18 protein-coding genes and 1 pseudogene are annotated in these 20832 nt (G+C 63.2%); 4 read left to right on the top strand and 15 right to left on the bottom strand.

All coding sequences use genetic code 11. From position 1 onward, the window contains the following. Nucleotides 1-13: 13 nt before the first annotated feature. The 7 genes from wecC to K789_RS0114160 form a co-directional block, all read right to left on the bottom strand. Complete coding sequence (gene wecC, locus K789_RS0114190) at nucleotides 14-1261, bottom strand: UDP-N-acetyl-D-mannosamine dehydrogenase (protein WP_024367330.1); 1248 nt, start codon at nucleotides 1259-1261, stop codon at nucleotides 14-16. Between the two features lie 14 nt (nucleotides 1262-1275). Then, nucleotides 1276-3234: a glycosyltransferase gene (locus K789_RS0114185; RefSeq protein ID WP_084507566.1), complete on the bottom strand. Its 1959-nt coding sequence runs from the start codon at nucleotides 3232-3234 to the stop codon at nucleotides 1276-1278. Next, nucleotides 3194-4084 (bottom strand): ABC transporter ATP-binding protein, encoded by an 891-nt coding sequence (locus K789_RS23175; RefSeq protein ID WP_024367329.1) that lies wholly within the window; start codon nucleotides 4082-4084, stop codon nucleotides 3194-3196. Before K789_RS23175 ends, K789_RS0114185 begins: the two co-directional genes overlap by 41 nt. Continuing rightward, a complete protein-coding gene (locus K789_RS0114175; RefSeq protein WP_024367328.1) occupies nucleotides 4068-4847 on the bottom strand; it encodes an ABC transporter permease in 780 nt (259 codons plus the stop codon). Before K789_RS0114175 ends, K789_RS23175 begins: the two co-directional genes overlap by 17 nt. Nucleotides 4848-4960: 113 nt before the next feature. Beyond that, nucleotides 4961-6700 carry a glycosyltransferase family 4 protein gene (locus K789_RS0114170; protein WP_024367327.1) on the bottom strand — a complete coding sequence of 580 codons (1740 nt, stop codon included), beginning with the start codon at nucleotides 6698-6700 and terminating at the stop codon, nucleotides 4961-4963. A 3-nt stretch (nucleotides 6701-6703) separates the two neighbouring features. After that, entirely contained in the window at nucleotides 6704-7963 is a 1260-nt protein-coding gene (locus K789_RS0114165; protein WP_024367326.1) for a glycosyltransferase family 4 protein, read from the bottom strand. Nucleotides 7964-8858: 895 nt separating this feature from the next. Further along, nucleotides 8859-9905, bottom strand: coding sequence for an LCP family protein (locus tag K789_RS0114160; protein WP_024367325.1), 1047 nt, complete (start codon nucleotides 9903-9905; stop codon nucleotides 8859-8861). A gap of 112 nt (nucleotides 9906-10017) precedes the next feature. Here K789_RS0114160 and K789_RS0114155 point away from each other — a divergent pair, with 112 nt between their 5' ends. Beyond that, entirely contained in the window at nucleotides 10018-10521 is a 504-nt protein-coding gene (locus K789_RS0114155) for a DUF3515 family protein (RefSeq protein WP_024367324.1), read from the top strand. A gap of 3 nt (nucleotides 10522-10524) precedes the next feature. Here K789_RS0114155 and K789_RS0114150 read toward each other — a convergent pair whose 3' ends face one another. The 5 genes from K789_RS0114150 to K789_RS0114130 all read right to left on the bottom strand — a co-directional run bounded on the left by K789_RS0114150 (nucleotide 10525) and on the right by K789_RS0114130 (nucleotide 15675). Continuing rightward, nucleotides 10525-11670, bottom strand: coding sequence for a D-alanine--D-alanine ligase family protein (locus K789_RS0114150; RefSeq protein ID WP_024367323.1), 1146 nt, complete (start codon nucleotides 11668-11670; stop codon nucleotides 10525-10527). A 2-nt stretch (nucleotides 11671-11672) separates the two neighbouring features. Then, complete coding sequence (locus tag K789_RS0114145; protein ID WP_024367322.1) at nucleotides 11673-12725, bottom strand: NAD(P)H-dependent glycerol-3-phosphate dehydrogenase; 1053 nt, start codon at nucleotides 12723-12725, stop codon at nucleotides 11673-11675. Continuing rightward, nucleotides 12722-13495 (bottom strand): lysophospholipid acyltransferase family protein, encoded by a 774-nt coding sequence (locus K789_RS0114140; protein ID WP_024367321.1) that lies wholly within the window; start codon nucleotides 13493-13495, stop codon nucleotides 12722-12724. The genes K789_RS0114145 and K789_RS0114140 overlap by 4 nt, the downstream gene beginning before the upstream one ends. Before the next feature lie 10 nt (nucleotides 13496-13505). Further along, nucleotides 13506-14831: a UDP-N-acetylglucosamine 1-carboxyvinyltransferase gene (gene murA / locus K789_RS0114135; protein ID WP_024367320.1), complete on the bottom strand. Its 1326-nt coding sequence runs from the start codon at nucleotides 14829-14831 to the stop codon at nucleotides 13506-13508. 106 nt (nucleotides 14832-14937) lie between these two features. Further along, nucleotides 14938-15675, bottom strand: a complete 738-nt coding sequence (locus K789_RS0114130; protein ID WP_128081635.1) for a DUF6270 domain-containing protein — start codon at nucleotides 15673-15675, stop codon at nucleotides 14938-14940. 324 nt (nucleotides 15676-15999) lie between these two features. On the opposite strand from K789_RS0114130, the gene K789_RS24090 reads away from it, so the two are divergent. Continuing rightward, a complete protein-coding gene (locus K789_RS24090; protein ID WP_051181055.1) occupies nucleotides 16000-16791 on the top strand; it encodes a hypothetical protein in 792 nt (263 codons plus the stop codon). 47 nt (nucleotides 16792-16838) lie between these two features. Here K789_RS24090 and leuD read toward each other — a convergent pair whose 3' ends face one another. Both leuD and leuC read right to left on the bottom strand, forming a co-directional pair. After that, on the bottom strand, nucleotides 16839-17441 hold the full coding sequence (gene leuD, locus K789_RS0114120) for a 3-isopropylmalate dehydratase small subunit (RefSeq protein ID WP_024367317.1): 603 nt from the start codon (nucleotides 17439-17441) through the stop codon (nucleotides 16839-16841). A gap of 50 nt (nucleotides 17442-17491) precedes the next feature. Then, entirely contained in the window at nucleotides 17492-18949 is a 1458-nt protein-coding gene (gene leuC, locus K789_RS0114115; RefSeq protein WP_024367316.1) for a 3-isopropylmalate dehydratase large subunit, read from the bottom strand. A 125-nt stretch (nucleotides 18950-19074) separates the two neighbouring features. On the opposite strand from leuC, the gene K789_RS0114110 reads away from it, so the two are divergent. Together K789_RS0114110 and K789_RS0114105 are read left to right on the top strand one after the other, a co-directional pair. Continuing rightward, nucleotides 19075-19794, top strand: a complete 720-nt coding sequence (locus K789_RS0114110; protein ID WP_024367315.1) for an IclR family transcriptional regulator — start codon at nucleotides 19075-19077, stop codon at nucleotides 19792-19794. Between the two features lie 17 nt (nucleotides 19795-19811). Then, complete coding sequence (locus tag K789_RS0114105) at nucleotides 19812-20348, top strand: DUF1697 domain-containing protein (protein WP_024367314.1); 537 nt, start codon at nucleotides 19812-19814, stop codon at nucleotides 20346-20348. 69 nt (nucleotides 20349-20417) lie between these two features. Here the strand turns inward: K789_RS0114105 and K789_RS0114100 are convergent. Then, nucleotides 20418-20832, bottom strand: a pseudogene (locus tag K789_RS0114100) (ABC transporter); the annotation flags it as partial.

The following is a 20832-nucleotide window of genomic DNA, read 5'->3' as shown; positions in this document are numbered from 1 at the left end:
CGCGCCATTCCCCTTATTCCCAAATTCCGCGGGTGTCCAGCAATGGCTTGCCAGCAAGAAGCTCGCGGTTGAGTTCCTTGAAGTCGTCATGGTCCACAAGAAGCAGAACCATGTCTGCCATCGCAATCGCTGGCTCCAACGCGTGCAAAGAGACATTGGCCGCGCCGGCAAGCTGGCGCGGCAGTTGGTCTACGTGCGGTTCAACTACGAGGAGGTCCCCGCCGTCTAGCTTCGCGCTGAGCCGTTCAACTATGGCCACAGCAGGTGACTCCCTGAGATCGTCAATGTTCGCTTTGAAGGCCAATCCCAGCACGGCAATCTTGGGCGAGAGAATGTGACCAACGGATTCCAGGGCCTTCTTCACTACCCAGTCCGGTTTCGAATCGTTGGTTTCGCGTGCCTGCCGGATTAGGCGGGCTTCGTCCGGAGCGGCTGCCACGATAAACCAAGGATCGACAGCGATGCAGTGGCCGCCCACTCCGGGACCTGGCTGAAGAATATTCACGCGTGGGTGGTGGTTCGCCAGTTTAATGAGTTCCCATACGTTGATGCCGAGCTTGTCGCTGATGACCGAAAGCTCGTTGGCGAAGGCGATGTTGACGTCCCGGTAGGAGTTCTCCACCAGCTTGGCCATCTCCGCTGTGGCGGCATCGGTAACGAGAATCTCGCCCTGACAGAAGACCGTGTAGAGAGCTTTCGCCAGCTGGGCGGCCTCGGGGGTTAGTCCCCCGACAATGCGGTCATTGGTGACAAGCTCAATCATGATTCGGCCGGGCAGAACACGCTCGGGGCAGTGAGCTACGTGGATGGAAGGCTTTCCCTCGACTCCGTCGAGGCTCAAATCCGGCCTTAGGCTGACGAGGTAGTCCCCGAGGAGTTGTGTGGTTCCCGGAGGCGACGTGGACTCAAGAATGATGAGTTCCCCACCCACCAGCTGGGGCGCAATGCCACGCGCTGCGGCCTTGATGTATGTCACGTCGGCAGTATGGTCGGCGTTGAACGGCGTGGGGACAGCAACGATATAGGCCTGTGCGGACGGTGTCTCGGTAGACGCGCTCAACTTGTGCTGGCTGACGGCGCCGGCCACGTAGGATGCCAGATCAGGCTCAACAAAGGGCACTTCTCCGCGCCTAACGGAATCTACGGTGTCAGAGTTGACGTCCACGCCGGTGACGTTGATGCCGTTGCCAGCCAAGATCGCTGCAGTGGGCAGTCCAATGTAGCCAAGTCCGATGACAGCTACGCTTTCAATCGTGTTCAAGGATAAACCCCCGGTTAGACAGAGACTTCGTCTCTGTAGTTTCCATAAAATTTCAATGTCCCGCTGGCTAACAACTCTGCGTTGCTTATCTTCCAGGTGTGGCCCTCAGGGCCGCGCTGCTGGCAGTAGTTGAACCTGTCGGACGCATAAACAACGCCGCCGCTGGCAACGACGTCCCGGAGAAACCGAGTGTCTTCTCCGCTGCCCACTGCGGCAAAGGGGTTGTTGCGGAAAACGTCCGCGGATCCCATGATTGTCGGGCCCATGACGGTCCGAGTATACCGGTGCTCCCACTCCGGGAAGCGGAGCAGGGTGGCATTGAGGTCCGAAAGGTACATGTAGTGTGCCTGCTTGCCGACGAGGTCGGCGCCCGAGTAGTCACGCGCGTAGAGCTGATCGCTAAGGTACTCGGCTGCGTAGAAGTCGTCGTCATCCATCTTGGTGAGTATGGTTCCCGTTGCTGCGGCCACACACATATTAAGGCATTCCCCCAACGAGACTTCACGAGTAGCTGAGAGCAGAGTCACATTAGAAACATCGAACTGCACCTTCATTCGGCTAATTTCTTTGACGTCCGCGCTGAAGCCATGCGTTAGCAGGACGAGCTCTGTTTCGACGTGGTTCTGACGCCCAATATTTTGGAAGACGTGCTCAAGTTGCCACGGCCGCATGGTGGACACCAGAACTGATACCGATGGACGTTCAACCCTCGGCCGCAATTCGGGTACGACGGCGCTAATTATCTGCTCACTTCGGGCACGGTAAGTGTGGTCTCGCCAAATCCTCCGTTGACCTCGATGGAGTTGCCGCTCCCCCAATTCGGGATTTCGGTGAAGAGCACGTAGCAACTGCTCCGCCTCCGTTTCTGTGGAAACACAGAAGATTTCGTCGGCAGTGAAGTGCGTGCCGATTGCCGCGCTGGGCGTGGTGACGACGTTGGACCCGGAAGCGATTATTTCGAAGATGCGCCGCGAACACATGGTGGGTGAATCCACCACCGAGTTCACGTTGAGGAAAGTCTTGTAGGCCTTGTACGCGGTCAACATCTCGGGATAGTCGAGGGCGCCCACGACTCTGCCAGCGAATGGCTCCGGGAACTGGTATTTTGGGTCACCATCGATTTGTCGAGAAAAAATCTCGAGCCCGGTCGACATGGAGGAGGAGGCGGCCTCCGCCGCGGTTAGCAAAACGTCCAGCTGTTCGCGGCGTTCGGGATACTTCTCGGTGAAGTACATTCCGCCGAAGGCTACGTCTCGTTCGTGCCAACCGTGCTTCGGACGTACCGGATTATTGAGGACCGGCTGGGCAGCGAACGACAAGACTCCCACACGGTCGTGTCCGAGGTCCCTTCTGTAGGCGTCCAGCCTGTTGGAGTCGCTCGTGAACACAAAGTCGAACAATTTCGCAGCCGGTAAGAAATCGTCGTAGTGCGGCGGATCTTCCTTGTTCCAGAAGACGGTTGGAATCCCGCGCTCTTGGCACCACGCCGTCAGTTGTCCCAACGCTGACGAACGCGAGTGGTGCTGCCTGGCAATTTTCCCTGACCACTGCCCTTGATCGCCGTTCCAGGCCGATTCAACGAACAAGAAATCTATCGGGTTGTCTGTCAGTTGCTCCCGCCAGGACATTGGTGAGAGCTGCACACAGACCCACTCAGCATCGAAGGCCGCCGCCGAGAAGTCATCGAGCACCACACCGACGCGGGCTGACGGCGTTAACGTAGTCGGCCGCAAAGGGATGACCGCGGGACGAAACTTCAGCCGACGTCGCTTCCCGCGCCCGACCCATACACCCTCGGCACCCCGAACGGTCTCAAGTTTACGGTGGCCCGCTTCAAATGCTTCGCGTTCCAGCCAGGTCCGGACCTGGCGCGNCGCGGCCCCCCCGATCGGAGGTGCCAAAGGAGTGTTCTCAGCTTCTGGAGCTCGGCTTTCATCCTTTTGACCGACGGAGAGAATTTCGGTCGCTGACATCGGCAACTTGGAGGTCGTGAAGCATTCGCCGTCGCAACTTCAGAGCCCCCACCCGGTCACCGTCAGCGAGCTTCTGTGTGAAAAGGCGATACCACTTGACCACGTCCGCCGGCTTGCCGTCCGCAATCAGCTCACCTTGATCGATCCAGATCGCTCGGTTACAGAGATCGAGAACAGTAGACATGCTGTGGCTGACGAGGAACACCGTACCCGCTTGGTTTAGGAGCTCCAGCATGCGTTTGCGAGTTTTGTCCTTGAACTGGGCATCGCCCGTGTTGAGCGCTTCGTCAATAATGAGGATTTCCGGGTCTATAGCTGCCGCTATGGCGAACCTCAGCCGCGACCCCATCCCAGCGGAATACGATTTCATTGGCATATGGATGGCGTCCTCCAAGCCGGACAACTCCACGATAGCCTCGTATTTATCTTCGATCTGCCTACGCGTCATACCCATGGCAAGGCAGCCCAGCACGATGTTCTGGTCACCTGACAGCCCAGGAATCAAAGCAGCGTTCACGCCGAGCATGACCGGAGTGGAAGTGGCATAGACCGCCCCCGAAGTTGGTGGCACCTGGCCGCCGACGAGCTTGAGCAGAGTACTTTTGCCGGAGCCGTTCCTGCCGACGATGCCAACCGACTCCCCATGTTCGACGACCAAGGACAATTCTTTTAGGGCCGCGACTTTCACTGTTTTGGTTTTTCGCATAGTGGCCGTCAGCGACTTCCAGGCAGACCCCCGTGTTTCGTCGGAATCACGTGACCTCGACGTCGTCTGGTAGTTCATGCTGACTTTGTCGATCACGACTGACGGGGTGTCCTGCACAAAATTGAGGTCAGATATCTCGCCCATAAGTCTCCTCCCCGCGCCAGAAAACGACTATTCCTACTGCAAGGGCCGAAACAGCCCATAGCCCGAGGATGACCCATCCGCGCCATTCACCAGAGTGGCCGTACAGTACAGCCTCCCTGGCTAGATGCAGGACGTTGTACAGCGGATTGAACTCCATCACCGCCTTGATCCCGGGGGCGTCGTTGAAACGGTCGATAGAAAAGAACAGGCAGGATGCATACATCCACAGACGCAATGCGTAGGAGATCAACTGGCTGACGTCGTTGAACACGGACACCGCCCTTGCCAAGATCAGGCCCATGCCCAGATTGAAAAGGAATTGCAGAGCTACGATGGGAATTAGGAGCAGCCATCGCCATGAAATTTCCTCGGAGGGGGGCAGCATGATCACGAGGACAAGCATTGTGAGAAGAACAGGGACGTTTGAGATTAGCTCTCGCACGTTTACCGCTAACACCAAGCTGGCACGAGGAAACTGGAATGCCTGAATTACATTCTTGTTGGCAGCAATGACGCGGGCTGACGATGATAAGGATCGCGTTGACATTTGAAACAAAAAAACGCCCATAATCAAAAAGGAGATAAAGTTCTCGATTCCCCCGCCTGACTTCAGGAGAACTCCCATGATCAGGTAAAACATGAGACCATTCAACAGCGGGCTGAGCACGAGCCAAGCCCGCCCCAACCGGTCCTGCTCATTTCCGGTTTGCACGCGTGACTGCGCGTCGTAAAAGATGAAGTGCCGATAGTCCCAGAGAGACACTAAGTAATCGAGAAAGGGTGGCCGGGCCCCGACCCGGCGGAGCCCGCGCAGGTTAACGGAAGTTGCTACTGCGGTAGGTTGCGGCCCTAGCGGGGCCGCTGAAGTACTTGTGCTCAACGAGGAGCCTCCATCAATTGCTGGTATGCGACGTTGAGAGTGTCAGCATTTGCTTGCCATGTGCGGTGGTCCAGCACGCCTTGCCTTCCCGCCCGTCCCAGACGGTCCCTGAGCTCCCCGGAACTGAACAACCGTTCCAGTTTAGTGGCGAAGTCGAGACGATCGCCTGCAGCAGCAAGCAGACCGTTAGCGCCATCGTTCACAATCTCCTGCAGTGCCGGAAGCCGGCTCGCCAGAACCGGACGAGCGCACGCTAACGCTTCGACCGGTTTAAGCGGCGTCACTGAGCGAGTGACCTCAAGATCTAGACGAGGTACTACAAACACGTCCAACGCCTGATGGTACAGGCGCGCTTTGGCCCGGGAGACGCGCCCCGTGAATGTGATGCGGTCTCCGAATGTGCTCAGGCGGGCGTGCTCTTTCAAGCCCGGCAGTGACACACCATCTCCAACTATAAGCAAGTGAAGTTCCGGAATACTGGGTGCGAGCATGTCGAACACCGCGATCAGATCGTCGATCCCCTCATACGGCACGAGGCTACTGACAGTTCCGAAATATTTTCCGGTTTCCGGCATGCCCAGGGCCCGTCGGGCTGTGGCGACGTCGACAGGCGCGTCGAGAAAGGCCTCGCCAACAGCGTTTGGAGCGAGAATGATTTTCGCTTCCTGGACTCCCCGAGCAATGATGTTGGCCTTCATGGAATCGCCAAGGGTGACGATGAGGTCCGCATCACGCATGACTTCGGTTTCGCGTTGTTGGAAGAGGTGATAACGTTCGCTGTTCCTTGCCTCCGGCCCGCGTGTGGAGGCCCACGTGTCGGCAAGCTGTCCGCGAACCTCGTAGACCCACGGGATGCCGAGGGCCCCAGCCACGGCCCGGACCACCAATCCGTTGGTGAAGTCACTAGTAGTGTGCAGGATGCTGGGTCGGAATTCGATGGCCGCTTGCAGGAGCTCCTCTGCCTGTTGTTGCAATCGAGACTCCGCCGTGGAGCCGAGTATCTCCGGAAGAAGCCGCCGGTAGGTGATGCCGTCTATAATGTCATTGCTTTTGGCAAAGATCTTACCCACCAGGACGGGGTAAGCGATTCTTGTCACCGCCAAGACATCCCACCCTGCCTCCCGCTGTGCCAGGAGCGCAGAGTGGGACCGCTGGGCGTAGCCGCTGTTCGTATGGGGAAGCGAGTTTGTCAGCAGGTGGAGCACACGGCCGGGCAACGGAGCAAAATCACGCCGCGCCAATGCGGGAGCGAAATTCCGAAGCACGGCAGTCTCCGAGGTCAGCCGCTGCCTGAGTCGGAGACTCGCGGCGTCAGGGCCGTTGAGGACAGCGGCGGCGGCGCTTACAGCTCCGTCATACCAAAATCGTCTTGCGCGGACGGCGTTCAGCCCGATCGCCGTTCCCGCCGCAGCAATGAATCTGTCAGCTAGTTCAGGCTGACGGGCGGCGAGGGCAATGTCCGCCAGCCGGGAAGCCTGCTTCCCTTTGATGCTCTTGGCTGAGTCAAATTGGAGCCTGCGGATGATGTCGGCATCATCACCCCTTACAAGCCCGGCGAGCAGTATCGGAAGGCCCAGAGAGTCCCTTGGAGCTAAGTAGCCTACGAGGCGGGCCGCCGGGAGCACTGCCGAGGGAACCCGCCGCGAGATCTGGACTAAAAGCAGTACAGGGTCATCAGCTACGTGCTGTCCGACAATTCGAATCATCATGCGAAGGGCCTTGAGGAGCTGGACCATTGGCTAGTGCCGGCCTTCTTCGAGGAGACTGGCAACAATTGCCATGTAGCGGGCCGCCAAGTGCCCATAGTCCGCGTTGTCTTGGACCCACTGGCGGCTATCTCCGTTGCGCACCAGGCGCGGGCGGTCCGCCGCTAGTTGGCGCCACAGGGCGGCCACAGCCTCGGGAGTGCTGGGCACTATGTCCCCGGCCTCAGCTTCTTCGATAATGCGTGCCGCCTCACCCTTGACGATGGCGGTAACGTGACGACCGATGGCCAGCACCTCATAGGTCTTGGATGGAATGGTGGTCTCGAAGGACTTCCAGTCATCCCGCAGCGAGACGATGCAGGTGTCTGCCGAGGCATAGCGCTCCATAACGTCCTGCCCGTGCAGCGGGGGATGAAACGTCACGGGAGCGCCAAGTTCAGCCGCCAGTTTTTCCAGCGCCGGTCGCTGGGTTCCGTGTCCCACGAGATGCAGGTGCATGGCTTCGCCTACCAGGGCACTGGCCCGTATTGCCACGTCAAGCCGCTGGCTTTCACCGTGGTTTCCAAGGTAGAGAGCCTCGAACACATCCCGCTCCGGCTCCGGGGGGTCCAAGGGCGGAATGGTGTCAACGTGGAGTCCATTGCTCACGGTTGCGACGTTTTTGAGACCTCGGGACCGCAGCGTTTCGGCGAAGCCCTCAGTGACAGTGACTACCATGTCCGCATGCTGCTGGACGAACTCAACGGCCATTTCGACCACGCTCTTCACGCGCCCCCGCACCATGCGCGAATCCCGGGCCAGGTCCGGCCAGGCGTCGCGCATTTCTACGATGAGGGGGACCCCCCGCAGCCGTGCCAACGCGTAGCCGGCGGCGAGGATCGGCAGGCTCGGGGCCGTCGCGATGACCACGTCCGGCCGTCGCGTCAATAGGCCAAGGGGTACCGACAGAGCTGCCGAGAAACACTGGTCCAGCAGCCTGGCCAGGTGCGAGTTGCCGTGGGGCAGGTAGGGAACCCTCCGGATCAGCTCAGTGAACTGGCCCTTTTGACTCCGGAACGCGCGTCCGGCCAGTTCGGGGGGAAGCTCGCGCCGCCCCACCGGAAAGTGCGCCACCGGGGTAACCACGTCAAATTCCCAGCCAACAGCGCAAAATTCCCTTAACAGGGCCGTCCACCGGCGCTGGGGCGGACTGTTCTCAGGCCAGTAGGAATGGGCCAGCAGGGTCACGCGCACAGCTCGAGGATCGGCAGTGCGGCCGTTGATTGGGGTGCTGTCGGCCAAAAGCTTGGTCATGCTTGTCTACTTCCCGGACTTGGCAGCAGGGCGGAAGCCCTTGGACCCGAGGGCCCGGAAGTACACAAAGCCAGCGCCCAGCAGGGCAAAGACAGTCAGTAATTGGATGATGAATGGGCTTCCTGTCACTGCAACTGCCGCAGCCTGAATCTCAGTGCCAGCTTGGGGCGCGGCCGGTGTCTTCTTCGGAACAGCCACAGCTGACGCGCTCGACGTAACTGTAAGTGACGGTGCAGCACTTGATGTCGTCGTCGGCTCAGGGGAACGTTCCGGGGCTTCCGGCGGCAGCTCAGGCTGGGCAGGAAGAACCATTGCTGCGGTGGAACGTGCTGGCACAACGGGTCCGAGGCCAGGGCCGTCCACTGCCGGCGGGGCAATGATTACCTGAGATGGTGCCTCAGCCGATGGTGGCGCCTCAGCCGATGGTGGCGCCTCAGCCGATGGTGGCGCTTCGGGCAAGCTCGGGGCAGGTGACTCCGAGCCCGCAGGCAGCGGCACCTCCGTGGTGTCCGTCGGGGTCGGCGCTGGATCTGATGGTGCGGGGACGAGCGGCGGCATCTCAGTCGGAGTGGGTACGACGATGATCTGGCCTGGGTCGGCCGGAGTAACGTCCTCGGCGTGAGCCTCCGGCGCACCCAGACTCAAGGTGAGGATGAGCGCGGCCGCCAGTGCGGAAACCTGCACTGGGCCAATGGCCGATAAGCGCCGGGGGCATGCCCCATGTGATGTATTCAAGTGCTCCCCCAAAGCCAATCCAGTTCGCTACGTTGTGGTGTTCGCCGTCGAACCTTACTTAGGCGCCGCAATGAGATACTAACGCCAACGTGTAATCATACCTGTTCGCGTTGGGCAGCGGCCGCACTTTACGCCGCTATCGCGACCCGCATCTGTCCCACTACCGCTTATTGGTGACTCCGGAGCCCTCCACGTAGGAACCGAGAGAATCGTCGGCCAGCGCCTTGCCTATCGCATCGATAGCCGCGTCGTCGCGGAGGACTATCGACTGGCCGTCGTTGGAGGTTCCAATACCCAAGGTTGGCAGCGTGAAGCTGACCACATCTGAACCCCGAACATCGCGAAGTCCAATTGCCAGAGCACCGGCAGCAGCGGCGTCGAGGGACTTATCCGCGCTGATGTACGGCGAGACGGTATCCACCAGGCTGCTGATTTTTCCGGGGTTGGTCAGCGTCTCCGCCGTGAGGAATTTGGTCATGAGTGCTTTCAGGAAGAGTTGCTGATTCTTGACGCGCTGGTAGTCGCCGTCGCTGAAGGCTTTGCGTTCCCGGACGAAGGCAAGTGCCTCTTCGCCGCTTAGCTGCTGCTTGCCCTCGGGGAACGAGAACTGTTTGGTGTTGAACGCCGCGGGCACGTTGACGTTGACCCCGCCCAGGGCATCGGTCATGGCCTTGAAGCCTTCAAAGTCGATGACGGCCACGTGGTCGAACCTCGTGCCGAACATCCCCTCCAGGGTCTGCACCACCAAGGGAATGCCGCCCAATGCCATGGCGGCATTCATCTTTGCCTCCCCATGTCCGGGAATTTGCACCCACGTGTCGCGCATGATGGACATCATGTAAATGTTCTTGTGGTCCGCGGGAACGTGGACCCACATCATGGTGTCGGATCGCTGGTCCGATGAGTCGCCTGCTTCAGCCGACCCTAGGGCTGCGGCGCGGCTGTCGCTTCCCAGGAGTAGGAGGTTGGTAGCGCCGGCCTGTACTTTCGCGGGCCGTGCAGCGTCTTCGGGGAACGCCTGTTCAATCTTTTGGGACTTGGAATTGAAGCTGCTGGCCAGGCTGAAGGCGTATACCCCGGCTCCTATTGCTGCGACGAGAAACAACGCCACGACGCTGAGGAGCACGTTTCGAGCAGTCCTCTTCTTCTTCGTCCGGGGACGCTGGGGCTCCTCGGAGGGAACCCGATTTTCGGAGACAAAGACCATGTGTTGCTTCCCAACTCTTACCTCAGTTGACAGAAATAGCTCACCAATCATGTCACGGACGCCTGGATCTCCCGGTTCAAAGCGACCGCCCATACGGGGATAGTCTTGAAGAATGCAGCGCTTCCGCCTCCCGGCCCCCGCACGTCCATTCCGTCTTCTGGCGACGGCGGCGGCCGCAGGGATCCTGCTGAGCGCCTGCTCCCCGGTGGTCGACGTTGCCCCCGCCAAGGACGCGGCGAACGCCGCCTGTGCCCCGATGATGGTGGCGCTGCCGGATGCGATCGGCGAGGCCAAGCTGCGCAAGACCAACAGCCAGGCCACCGCGGCGTGGGGCGATCCGTCGCTTGTGATCCTGCGCTGCGGGGTTAACGTGCCGGGTCCGACGACGGACCGCTGCGTCAGCGTCAACGGCGTCGACTGGGTCATCAAGGAAGGCGACCCGGTATGGACGCTGACCACATTCGGACGCGAACCCGCCACGGAGATCCTGATGGATCCGGACAAGATCAGTTCCGCCACGGTGCTCGCGGACCTCGCCGCCGCCGCTGCGAAGGTGCCGGCGGCGCGGAACTGCGTGGGCCAGGCGGACCTGCAGAACCTGCCGCCCAGCCAGTAAGCGCTAGCGCAGCCCGGTCTTGCGGTGCAGAGCCAGGTAGATCAGCTCATCGATCAGCTCCGCGTAGCCCAGCCCGGAGGCCTTCCACATCTGCGGGTACATGCTCTTGGGCGTGAACCCGGGCATGGTGTTGATCTCGTTGATGATCAGCTCGCCCTCGGGCGTGTAGAAAAAATCGACCCGGCTCAGTCCCTCGGCTCCGACGGCGTCGAACGCGACGGCGGCCAGTTCGCGGACCCGGGCGATCGCCTCATCGGGGAGGTCGGCCGGGCAGCTGAGCTCCGCGGCGTCGTCGACATATTTGGCGTTGAAGTCGTAGAACTCGTGCCCGCCGCCGGCCACGGCAATCTCCCCCGGCATGGATGTCCGGGGGGCGTCGGTCCCCCGGCCTTCCAGCACGGCGCACTCGATCTCGCGGCCCACAATGCCCGCTTCGATGACAAGCTTCGGGTCATGTTCGCGGGCGGCCTCGATCGCGGCGTCCAGGCCTTCGAGTGAGTCCACCTTGGAGATGCCCATGGAGGAACCCGCCCGTGCGGGCTTGACGAAGACCGGGAAGCCCAGCTGGTCCACGCGCTTGCGGACGGTCTCCGGGTCGTTGCGCCACTGCCGGTCCGTGACGGCGATGTAGGGCCCCACGTGGAGCCCGGCGGATTCAAACACCACTTTCATGAAGTGCTTGTCCATGCCGACGGCGGACGCCAGCACGCCGGCGCCGACGTAGCGGGTGTCGGAGAGCTCCAGGAAGCCCTGGATGGTGCCGTCCTCGCCGAACGGTCCATGCAGCAGCGGGAACACCACATCCACGGCACCGAGTTCCTGCGGGACGGTGTTCGGGGCGGCCACAATCAGCTGGTGTTCGCCGCCGATTTCGGTCAGCGCGACGGTCCGGGCCGAGGACGCGACCTCCGGCAGGGATGATGCCGAGAGTGACCAGTCATGGGTGTCCCCTGAGGCCAGCACCCACTGGCCGGTCTTGGCGATCCCGATCGGGATGACCTCGTACTTCGTCTGGTCAATGGCCCCAAGGACGCCGGCCGCCGTCACGCAGCTCACCGCGTGTTCGCTGGAACGGCCGCCGAACAGCACCGCCACCCGGGGACGACGCTGGGCGCTCAGGCCCTCTGTGCTCACGTTTTCTTCAGACACGCTCAGTAATCGCCTTCAGGTTTCAGGTCCCGGGACAGCAGCAGCGGCCCCAGTTGGTCGACGGACAGTTTTCCGGCCAGGACGGCTACCACTGCCGCGGTGATGGGCATCTCGACGCCGAGCTTGCCGGCCAGCTCGTGAACGGCCTGGGCGGATTTGATCCCTTCGGCCGTCTGTGTCATTTCGGCGGTGACCTCGTCCAGGCTGAGGCCCTTGCCCAGCAGCCGTCCGGCCGTGTGGTTCCGGGACAGCGGCGAGGAACAGGTGGCCACGAGGTCGCCGAGGCCGGCCAGCCCGGCCATCGTCCGGGCCTCGCCGCCCAGGGCGAGTGACAGCCGGGAGGTCTCCGCGAGGCCGCGGGTGATCACCGAGGCCTTGGTGTTGTCGCCCATCTGCTTGCCCTCGCAGATGCCGACGGCCAGGGCAATGATGTTCTTGACGATCCCGCCGATCTCGACGCCAACCACGTCGCCCGTTGTGTACGGACGGAAGTACGGCGCAGTGCAGCTCCGCGCAACCCAGCCCGCCGCCGCGGAATCGGCGCAGGCGACCACGGAAGCGGTGGGCTCCTCCCGCGCGATCTCCATGGCCAGGTTGGGTCCGGAGACGACGGCGACCCGCTCGGCAGGAATCCCCAGCTCTTCGCAGATGACCTCGCTCATCCGCGCGTCGGAGTGCAGCTCGAGTCCCTTCATGAGGGAAACCACCAGCGCGCCGGGAGCCAGCAGCCCCTTCCATTCGCGCAGCTGCGGCCGCAGGGTCTGGGCCGGAACGGCCAGAACCACGAGATCGGCGCCGGCGAGGACTTCGGCGACGTCGGTGGACGCGGTGATGCTGGGCGGGAGGGCAATGTCCTTGAGGTACTGCTCGTTCCGGTGCTTCAGATTAATCTGCTCGACAACTTCGCTCCGGCGGCCCCACAGCCGGATGTCGCGTTCGACGCCGGAGGCCGTAGCCGCGTCAGCGAGGATCTTCGCGAACGTGGTCCCCCAGGACCCCGCTCCGAGGACAGCGACCCGGGTGGCGGAAGCCGTTGCGCCGGAGTGACCCGTCATTTGGCGCCGTCCGCGCCGGTGGCTGTCCCGGCGTCGCCCTCAACGAAGCGGCCGTGTGTGGACTGGTTGTGGGCCGACGGGTCCCAGCGGACCAGCGGCGGCTGTCCGCCGCGAAGGGTGGCCAGGAGCTCCGTGATGGCGTCCATGATCACGTTGGTGGCCTCGGTAAGGGTGGCTTTGTCCAGCGGCCGGCCGGCGAAGGCGCTGAGGTCCACGGGATCTCCGACCACCAGGCGCGAGGTCTTCCGCGGGAAGATGTGGAACCGCTTGGCGTAGCGGGGCAAGACCTCATGGGCTCCCCAGTGCGCCATCGGCACCACAGGGATCCCGCTCTCAAGCGCCATGCGCGCGGCACCGGTGTGGCCCTTCATCGGCCACAGCTCGGGGTCGCGGGTCAGTGTGCCCTCGGGGTAGATGATGATGGCGCCGCCTTCGTCCACCACTTCCTTGGCGATCTGCAGCGAGCGGTTGGCTCCCGCCGACGAGCGTTGCACCGGGACCTGTTTGGTGGCGCGCAGCACAAAGCCCAGCACGGGCACCTTGAACAGCCCGGCTTTGGCCAGGAAGTGCGGCATCCGCTGCTGGTTGTAGAGCATGTGCCCCACCACCAGGGGGTCGATTTCGGTGCAGTGGTTGGGGGCTGCGATGAAGCCGCCGGCGGGCAGCTTCTCCAGGCCGATCCATTCCTTCCTCATCAGAAGGTTCATGACCGGCCGGACAATCCCGGCTACAACGACAAAGGTGACGTGGCTCTTGGCCGATTCCTTCACGTGGTCCCCGCTACTCGGTCGAGGTGATGTCGAAATCGGCGCCCAGGCCCGCGAGCTTCTCCGTGAAACGCTCGTAGCCGCGGTTGATGATGTCGATGCCGGTGACCCGCGAGGTGCCGTTGGCGGCGAGTGCCGCGATCAGGTGGCTGAACCCGCCGCGGAGGTCGGGCACGTCAATGTCGGTTCCGGTCAGCTGGGTGGGGCCCGAGATAACGGCTGAATGCAGGAAGTTGCGCTGGCCGAAACGGCACGGGACGCTGCCGAGGCATTCGCGGTGGACCTGGATGTTGGCGCCCATCCGGATCAGGGCTTCCGTGAAACCGAAGCGGTTCTCGTATACGGTTTCGTGGACGATCGACACGCCCTCGGCCTGTGTCAGGGCGACGATGAGCGGCTGCTGCCAGTCGGTCATGAAACCGGGGTGCACGTCCGTCTCGAGGACCAGCGGGTTGAGCTTGCCGCCCTTGTGGTAGAACCGGATGCCATCATCGCCAATGTCCATCCCGCCACCGACCTTGCGGTAGGTGTTGAGGAACGTCATCATGTCGCGCTGGGTGGCGCCCTCTACGAAGATGTCGCCGCGTGTGACCAGTGCCGCGGAGGCCCAGGAGGCCGATTCGTTGCGGTCCGAAAGGGCGCGGTGGTTGTACCCGCCGAGGTCCGGGACGCCCTCGATCCTGATGGTGCGGTCCGTCTGGACGCTGATGATGGCGCCCATCTTCTGCAGCACCGCGATGAGGTCGACGATTTCGGGCTCGGTGGCCGCGCCGGAGAGCTCGGTGATGCCCTCCGCCCGCGTGGCGCTCAGCAGCACCTGTTCGGTAGCGCCGACGGACGGGTAGGGCAGAGAGATCTTCGCACCCTTGAGCCCGCCGGGTGCTGAGATGTGGATGCCGCCGGGTCGCTTCTCGACGACCGCGCCGAACTGCCGCAGCACGTTCAGATGGTAGTCGATGGGGCGGTCGCCAATCTTGCAGCCGCCCAGGTCCGGGATGAAAGCCTCGCCGATCGCGTGGATCAACGGACCGCACAGCAGGATCGGGATGCGGGAATCACCGGCGTGCGCGTCGATCGCCGTGTGCGAGGCGGTCTTGGCGTTGGTTGGATCGAGAGTCAGATCCCCTGTGATGGGGTCTTTCTCGACGGTGACGCCGTGGAGTTGGAGCAGGCTGGTGACAACCTCGACGTCCTTGATTTCGGGGACGTTGCGCAGCACGGATGGCTCATTGCCCAGCAGGGCAGCCACCATGGCTTTGGGAACAAGATTCTTGGCCCCCCGCACGGTGACGCGGCCAGTAAGCGGGACGCCTCCGCGGATTGTCAGAACACTACTCATATACCGGTTTCCTCACGACTACTCGCCCCCAAATCCTTACAAAGGCACCAGCTAAGCATAGGAGCTTGCGTTACCGATCTGAAATACGGGGTGCGCCGCGCCTCTCTCAGACCCCGTTGCTCACGAGTGACGTTCGGGCACCCATGGCCTCAATTTGTGATGCGATCCACGAGTTTGCAGGGGCACCGAAGTGGAGTGGCTCCGAACCCCGATTGTCCTCCGTTGCGACCAGACGCAGCTCCTCAGGCATCGTCGCTACGGCGAAACCGAGGCTACGAATATGGGCACAGCATTCGTCGAAGTAGGCACTGAGTTCTGCTGTCTTGAGATGGCGGTTTAGGCCCAGATCTCTTGCACCTTCAGCCCAGGGCACGTTGAGGACAATCGTCCGGTCACGCAGCCCCAGCTCTGCGAGAGCGTTGAAGAGTCGGTTAGCCGAGGCTTCCCAAAGTGCCCAGTGCCTCTCAGTGACCGGTGCGATTGTGGTCTTCTTGCCAGCGACAGTGTCCAGCAAACCTGAATTGGCAAGTTCCGGCGTATCGGTCACATAGCTTCCTTCCGGAAGGTGGACGACGCCGTGCCGTTCATCCAGCAGGTCGATGACAAGTACGTCCAGTTCGCTGGCGTGCCGACGCACGTGCTTGAGCAGCGTGGATTTGATGTCATCCTCCAGGGTCAGGCCCACGGAGCCGACCATGCGGCCCTCAATGAGGACCGCAGGCCGGGATAGCGCACTGATCATAGACTGACCGGCAACATGGCGGAGCAGGCTGAAACTGGAATCCATTACGTTGAACGCGGTCCTGGACACAGCGCTTCCATAGATCATCACGTTTGTGGGCATTAATGAACCTTAACAGGGACACTCCCATTTCCCGCCACCACGGCCTCGCCGCTCCGCTGGTACAGTCAGCCACTGTCGTACTGAATTATCCTTGGGGGAAATCTTGAAGTCGTCTTCACTCGCGCGCAAACCGCTCCGTATGGTCTTGACCTGCTGTCTTGCTGCTGGCATCGTGGCCGGAACGACGGCGGCCCAAGAACCACCAATGGATCGATTCTGCGGAGCCCCCGACCCTGTCACCGGGGAGGAAAACTGCTGGTGGGGCCCGGCCTGGGAGCTAAATGACGCCCCCCCTACTACTACCTCCCCCAGATCACCGGCACCGTGACGGTCGGATCCACCCTGACCGCCGTCGCGCGCCCGAATGACCTGCGGTGGACGCTCATAACGTACCAATGGTTGCGCAATGGCATGCCAGTCGCGGGTGCCACCACCGCCTCGTATGAGCTCACGAACGCCGACATCGGCAAGACGATCGGACTTGAGTCGTATGGCGAGGCAGACTCCTACCAGGACGCCGGCGAAACTTTCACGGCTGAGACACCGGTCAAAGGGTACACTCTGACTCCCGGCGCTCCCGCTGTGTCCGGTACCGGGCAGGTCGGGTCGGTCCTGACCGTAGCACCCGGCGCCTGGACCATCGGCACCTCCTACAAGTACCGCTGGCTCCGTAACGGTGCTGCCGTCACCGGGGCCACTGCAGAATCTTACAAGCTCACCGAAGCGGATCGCGGCCAGCGGATCGCAGTCCGGGTCACCGGAAGCAAACCGTTGTTCACGTCGTTGACCAAGACGGTCCTGGGAGCCGGGTCCGTGGCCCCGTCCTCCACCACAGTGCTCAACCGGACCCTTCCGACGCTCGCCGGCGCACCGGTCGTGGGTTCGGTCCTCAAGGCCAGCCCTGGAACATGGTCGCAGCCGGGTCTCACTTACCGGTATCAGTGGCTGCGCGACCGCTCGATTCCGATTCCCGGCGCTACCACGTCCAGCTACGAGGTAACCGCCGCGGATCTGGCCTTCCGAAACCTCACTGTGAAGGTGTACGCCGTGAAACGGGGCTGGACTTCCGGAACGGCACTCTCAGGGTCGGTCGGTAGGATTCTGGCCGCCCGATAGTTGCGGCCACCGACTTATCGCCAGACTATGGCCGAGTCCGCGCCGCGTCAGGACAGCTTGGCCGGCAGCGTCTTGGGCATAAACGCGGGTCGGGTGGCCTCGAAAGCGGTGATGTCTTCCTCATGCTTGAGGGTCAGCCCGATGTCGTCCAGGCCCTCGAGCAGGCGCCAGCGGGTGTAGTCATCGATTTCGAACGGCGCGACGATGTTGCCGCACTGCACGGTCTTGGAGACGAGGTCCACGGTGACCGCGGTGCCGGGGGCGTTTTCGAGTTCCTTCCAGATGAGTTCGATGTCGTCCTGGGCCAGTTCCGCGGCCAGCAGGCCCTGCTTGCCGGAGTTGCCGCGGAAGATGTCCGCGAAGCGTGAGGACAGCACGGTCTTGAAGCCGTAGTCCTTGAGCGCCCAGACGGCGTGCTCGCGGGAGGAGCCGGTGCCGAAGTCGGGGCCGGCCACCAGCACGGAGCCGGCGTTGAAGGGTTCCTGGTTCAGGATGAACGCCGGGTCCTTGCGCCAAGCCGCAAACAGCGCGTCCTCGAAGCCGGTGCGTGTGATGCGCTTGAGGTAGACGGCCGGGATGATCTGGTCCGTGTCGACGTTGCTTTGGCGCAGCGGGACGCCGATGCCGGTGTGGGTGGTGAACTTTTCCATGGCGGATCCTTCTAGGCTGTGTGGATCTGAGCAGGGTGGATCTGGGCGGGCTAGGCGGCGTCGGAACGGACCGCTGCGGACCCGGGGGCGGGGTCCAGATCCGACGGCGAGCTCAGGGTGCCGCGCACCGCCGTCGCGGCTGCCACGACCGGGGAGACCAGGTGGGTCCGTCCGCCCTTGCCCTGGCGGCCCTCGAAGTTCCGGTTGGAGGTGGAGGCGCAGCGCTCCCCCGGTTCCAGCTGGTCCGGGTTCATGCCCAGGCACATGGAGCAGCCGGCGAAGCGCCATTCGGCCCCGAAGTCCTTGAAGACCTTGTCCAGACCCTCGGCCTCGGCCTCGAGGCGGACGCGGGCGGAGCCGGGCACCACGAGCATCCGGATGTTGGGGTCCTTGGTGCGGCCCCGGATGATGTCCGCTGCCGCGCGGAGGTCCTCCATCCGGGAGTTGGTGCAGGACCCCAGGAAGACCGTGTCCACCCGGATGTCCTTCATCGGGGTGCCGGCTTCCAGCCCCATGTACTGCAGCGCGCGTTCCGCCGCGGCCTTGGCGTTCTCGTCGCCGAAGTCCCCGGGCGAGGGCACCTTGGCCGAGAGGGACACGCCCTGGCCGGGGTTGGTCCCCCAGGTCACGAACGGTTCCAGGGTGTCGGCGTCGAGGTCCACCGCGACGTCGAACGTGGCGTCGTCGTCGGAACGCAGGGTGTTCCAGTACTCGACGGCGGCGTCCCACTCTGCGCCGCCCTGCGGCGCGTGCGGACGGCCGAACATGTAATCGTAGGTGGTCTGGTCCGGGGCGACGAGTCCGGCGCGGGCGCCGGCTTCGATGGACATGTTGCAGATGGTCATCCGGGCTTCCATCGACAGGGCCCGGATCGCGGAGCCGCGGTATTCGAGGACGTAGCCCTGGCCTCCGCCGGTGCCGATCTTGGCGATGACGGCCAGGATGATGTCCTTGGCCGATACGCCCGGGCGCAGGGTGCCCTCGACGTTGATGGCCATGGTCTTGAAGGGCTTCAGGGACAGCGTCTGGGTGGCCATGACGTGCTCCACCTCGGAGGTGCCGATGCCCATCGCGAGGGCGCCGAAAGCCCCGTGGGTGGAGGTATGCGAGTCGCCGCAGACCACGGTCATGCCGGGCTGGGTGAGGCCAAGCTGCGGGCCGACGACGTGGACGATCCCCTGCTCGGCGTCGCCCAGGGAGTGCAGCCGGACACCGAATTCCTGGCAGTTGTTGCGCAGGGTCTGGATCTGCGTGCGGCTGGTGAGATCGGCGATTGGCTTGTCGATGTCCAGCGTGGGAGTGTTGTGGTCCTCGGTGGCGATGGTGAGGTCGGGCCGGCGCAGCGGGCGCCCGGCCAGCCGGAGGCCCTCAAAGGCCTGCGGCGAGGTCACCTCGTGCACCAGGTGGAGGTCGATGAAGAGAAGGTCGGGCTGGGCGTTGGCTCCTTCGCCGTCGCCTTTGCGCACCACGTGCGCGCCCCAGACTTTCTCGGCCAGTGTCTTTGCCACGGCCTTCTCCCTTCACTGCGGTGATTCGTACTTGCCTGCTTGTTGTCTCCACTGAATCAGCACTCCGGCGTCATGCGCCAGCGGGCTGACTTGCATCTCAGATAATGAGACGGCAATATCATTACATGGACAATTCTAGTGGCGTCGGTGTCATCGATAAAGCGGCCCATGTGCTTGACGCACTTGAGGCCGGGCCCACCACCCTGGCGCAGCTCGTTGCGGCCACGGGACTGGCACGGCCCACCGTGCACCGGCTGGCGCTGGCGCTGGTCTATCACCGGCTGGTGAGCCGCGACATCCAGGGCCGTTTTGTGCTCGGCAGCCGCCTCGTGGAGCTCGCCTCCGCAGCCGGCGAGGACCGCCTGATCGCCTCCGCCGGGCCTGTCCTGATGCAGTTGCGGGACGCCACGGGCGAAAGTGCCCAGATCTTCCGTCGGCAGGGTGAGTGGCGCGTTTGCGTGGCCTCCGCCGAGCGGCCCATCGGGCTGCGCGACACGATTCCGGTGGGCACCCAGTTGTCCATGAAGGCCGGCTCCGCCGCCCAGGTGCTGCTCGCCTGGGAGGACCACGACCGGCTCCTCGAAGGCCTGCAGGCCGCCCGGTTCACCCCCACCGTCCTGGCCGGAGTCCGACGCCGGGGCTGGGGCCAGAGTCTCGGCGAACGCGAGCCGGGGGTCGCTTCCGTTTCGGCACCCGTGCGCGGTCCGTCCGGACGCGTGATCGCCGCGGTGTCCATCTCCGGCCCGATCGAACGCCTCACCCGCCAGCCCGGCCGGCTGCACGCCGAGGTGGTCTGCAACGCAGCCCGGGTGCTGACCGAGGCGCTGCGCAAAACCAACGACTGAGCGCATAGGCTGTCCGCATGAGCAGCTATGCGGTGTTCCTGCGCGGGGTCAATGTCGGCGGCATCACCATCAAAATGGCCGAACTGAGGCAGGCTCTCGCGTCCCGCCCGTTTTCCGGCGTGAAGACGCTCCTGGCCAGCGGAAATGTTGTGCTTGCCAGCGAGCTGTCCCCCGCGGGCGTCAAAAAGGAATTCGAGGCGTGCCTCCGGGAGGCCTTCGGCTATGACGCCTGGGTGGTGGTGCTGCCGGCGGAACGGGTGGGCGACCTGGTGGCGGCGTGCCCCTTCCCCGCGGACGACAAATCCACCCACACCTACCTCACGCTGGGCTCGGACACCGAGGTACTTGCTGAGCTGTATGAGGCCGGCAGGGCCCTGGACGGGGCGCAGGTGACCACGCTGGGACCGGAAGCCCTGGCGTGGCTGGCACCTGCCGGCGGCACCTTGGACAGTCCGTTCAGCAAGCTGTCCTCGAAGCCGAAGTACAAGGCCTCCACCACTACCCGCAACCTGCGCACCATGATCAAGGTCCGCGACGCGGCAGCCCTGTTGTAGGGGGTTCAGTTACGGGCGGGTCCGCTGACTGAACGGCACTGCGGAAGGCTCAGCACCGCTCGAAACCGGTTAGCGCGACGCCGCCTGGAGGGCCTTGTTGAAGGATTCCAGCCGGCTGACCTCAAGCTCGACAGGCTCCACCACCAGATTCTCCGCCACGGCAGCGACGGCCGCATTGAGGCGTTTCCGGGCCGCTGAGCCCCGCGCCCGGGCGGCAGCGCCGGCGATGAACTTCGCCAGGATGGCCAGGACAATTCCGAGCAGCGCCCCGCCGGCGATCATGACGGTCGGCACCGGCCAGCCCTGCACCCGCGGGACCTCAGGCACGGGAAGCTGAAAGTAGCCCAGCGCAGCGAGCACGCCGAGCCAGGCGAAGCCGCCCAGGGCCGTCAGCAATGCCAGCCACTGCACAACGTTGAACGGCGTCCACCACCAGGCCTTGCTCCCGGCTTTCAGCTCCGTGGACGCGATGGCCTGGTCCAGC

The sequence above is a fragment of the Arthrobacter sp. TB 26 genome (assembly GCF_000427315.1).
GTDB lineage: Bacteria > Actinomycetota > Actinomycetes > Actinomycetales > Micrococcaceae > Arthrobacter.
The sequence above is the reverse complement of the archived record's forward strand: the minus strand, read 5'-3'. Positions and strand labels throughout refer to the sequence as shown.

Excerpts from the sequence above, each read along its gene's own strand:
- K789_RS23175 (WP_024367329.1), bottom strand. The coding sequence starts at position 4,084 with ATGGGCGAGATATCTGACCTCAATTTTGTGCAGGACACCCCGTCAGTC.
- K789_RS0114165 (WP_024367326.1), bottom strand. The coding sequence starts at position 7,963 with ATGACCAAGCTTTTGGCCGACAGCACCCCAATCAACGGCCGCACTGCC.
- K789_RS0114170 (WP_024367327.1), bottom strand. The coding sequence starts at position 6,700 with ATGGTCCAGCTCCTCAAGGCCCTTCGCATGATGATTCGAATTGTCGGA.
- leuD (WP_024367317.1), bottom strand. The coding sequence starts at position 17,441 with ATGGAAAAGTTCACCACCCACACCGGCATCGGCGTCCCGCTGCGCCAA.
- K789_RS0114130 (WP_128081635.1), bottom strand. The coding sequence starts at position 15,675 with ATGCCCACAAACGTGATGATCTATGGAAGCGCTGTGTCCAGGACCGCG.
- K789_RS0114160 (WP_024367325.1), bottom strand. The coding sequence starts at position 9,905 with ATGGTCTTTGTCTCCGAAAATCGGGTTCCCTCCGAGGAGCCCCAGCGT.
- K789_RS0114155 (WP_024367324.1), top strand. The coding sequence starts at position 10,018 with ATGCAGCGCTTCCGCCTCCCGGCCCCCGCACGTCCATTCCGTCTTCTG.
- K789_RS0114105 (WP_024367314.1), top strand. The coding sequence starts at position 19,812 with ATGAGCAGCTATGCGGTGTTCCTGCGCGGGGTCAATGTCGGCGGCATC.
- K789_RS0114110 (WP_024367315.1), top strand. The coding sequence starts at position 19,075 with ATGGACAATTCTAGTGGCGTCGGTGTCATCGATAAAGCGGCCCATGTG.
- murA (WP_024367320.1), bottom strand. The coding sequence starts at position 14,831 with ATGAGTAGTGTTCTGACAATCCGCGGAGGCGTCCCGCTTACTGGCCGC.
- K789_RS0114145 (WP_024367322.1), bottom strand. The coding sequence starts at position 12,725 with ATGACGGGTCACTCCGGCGCAACGGCTTCCGCCACCCGGGTCGCTGTC.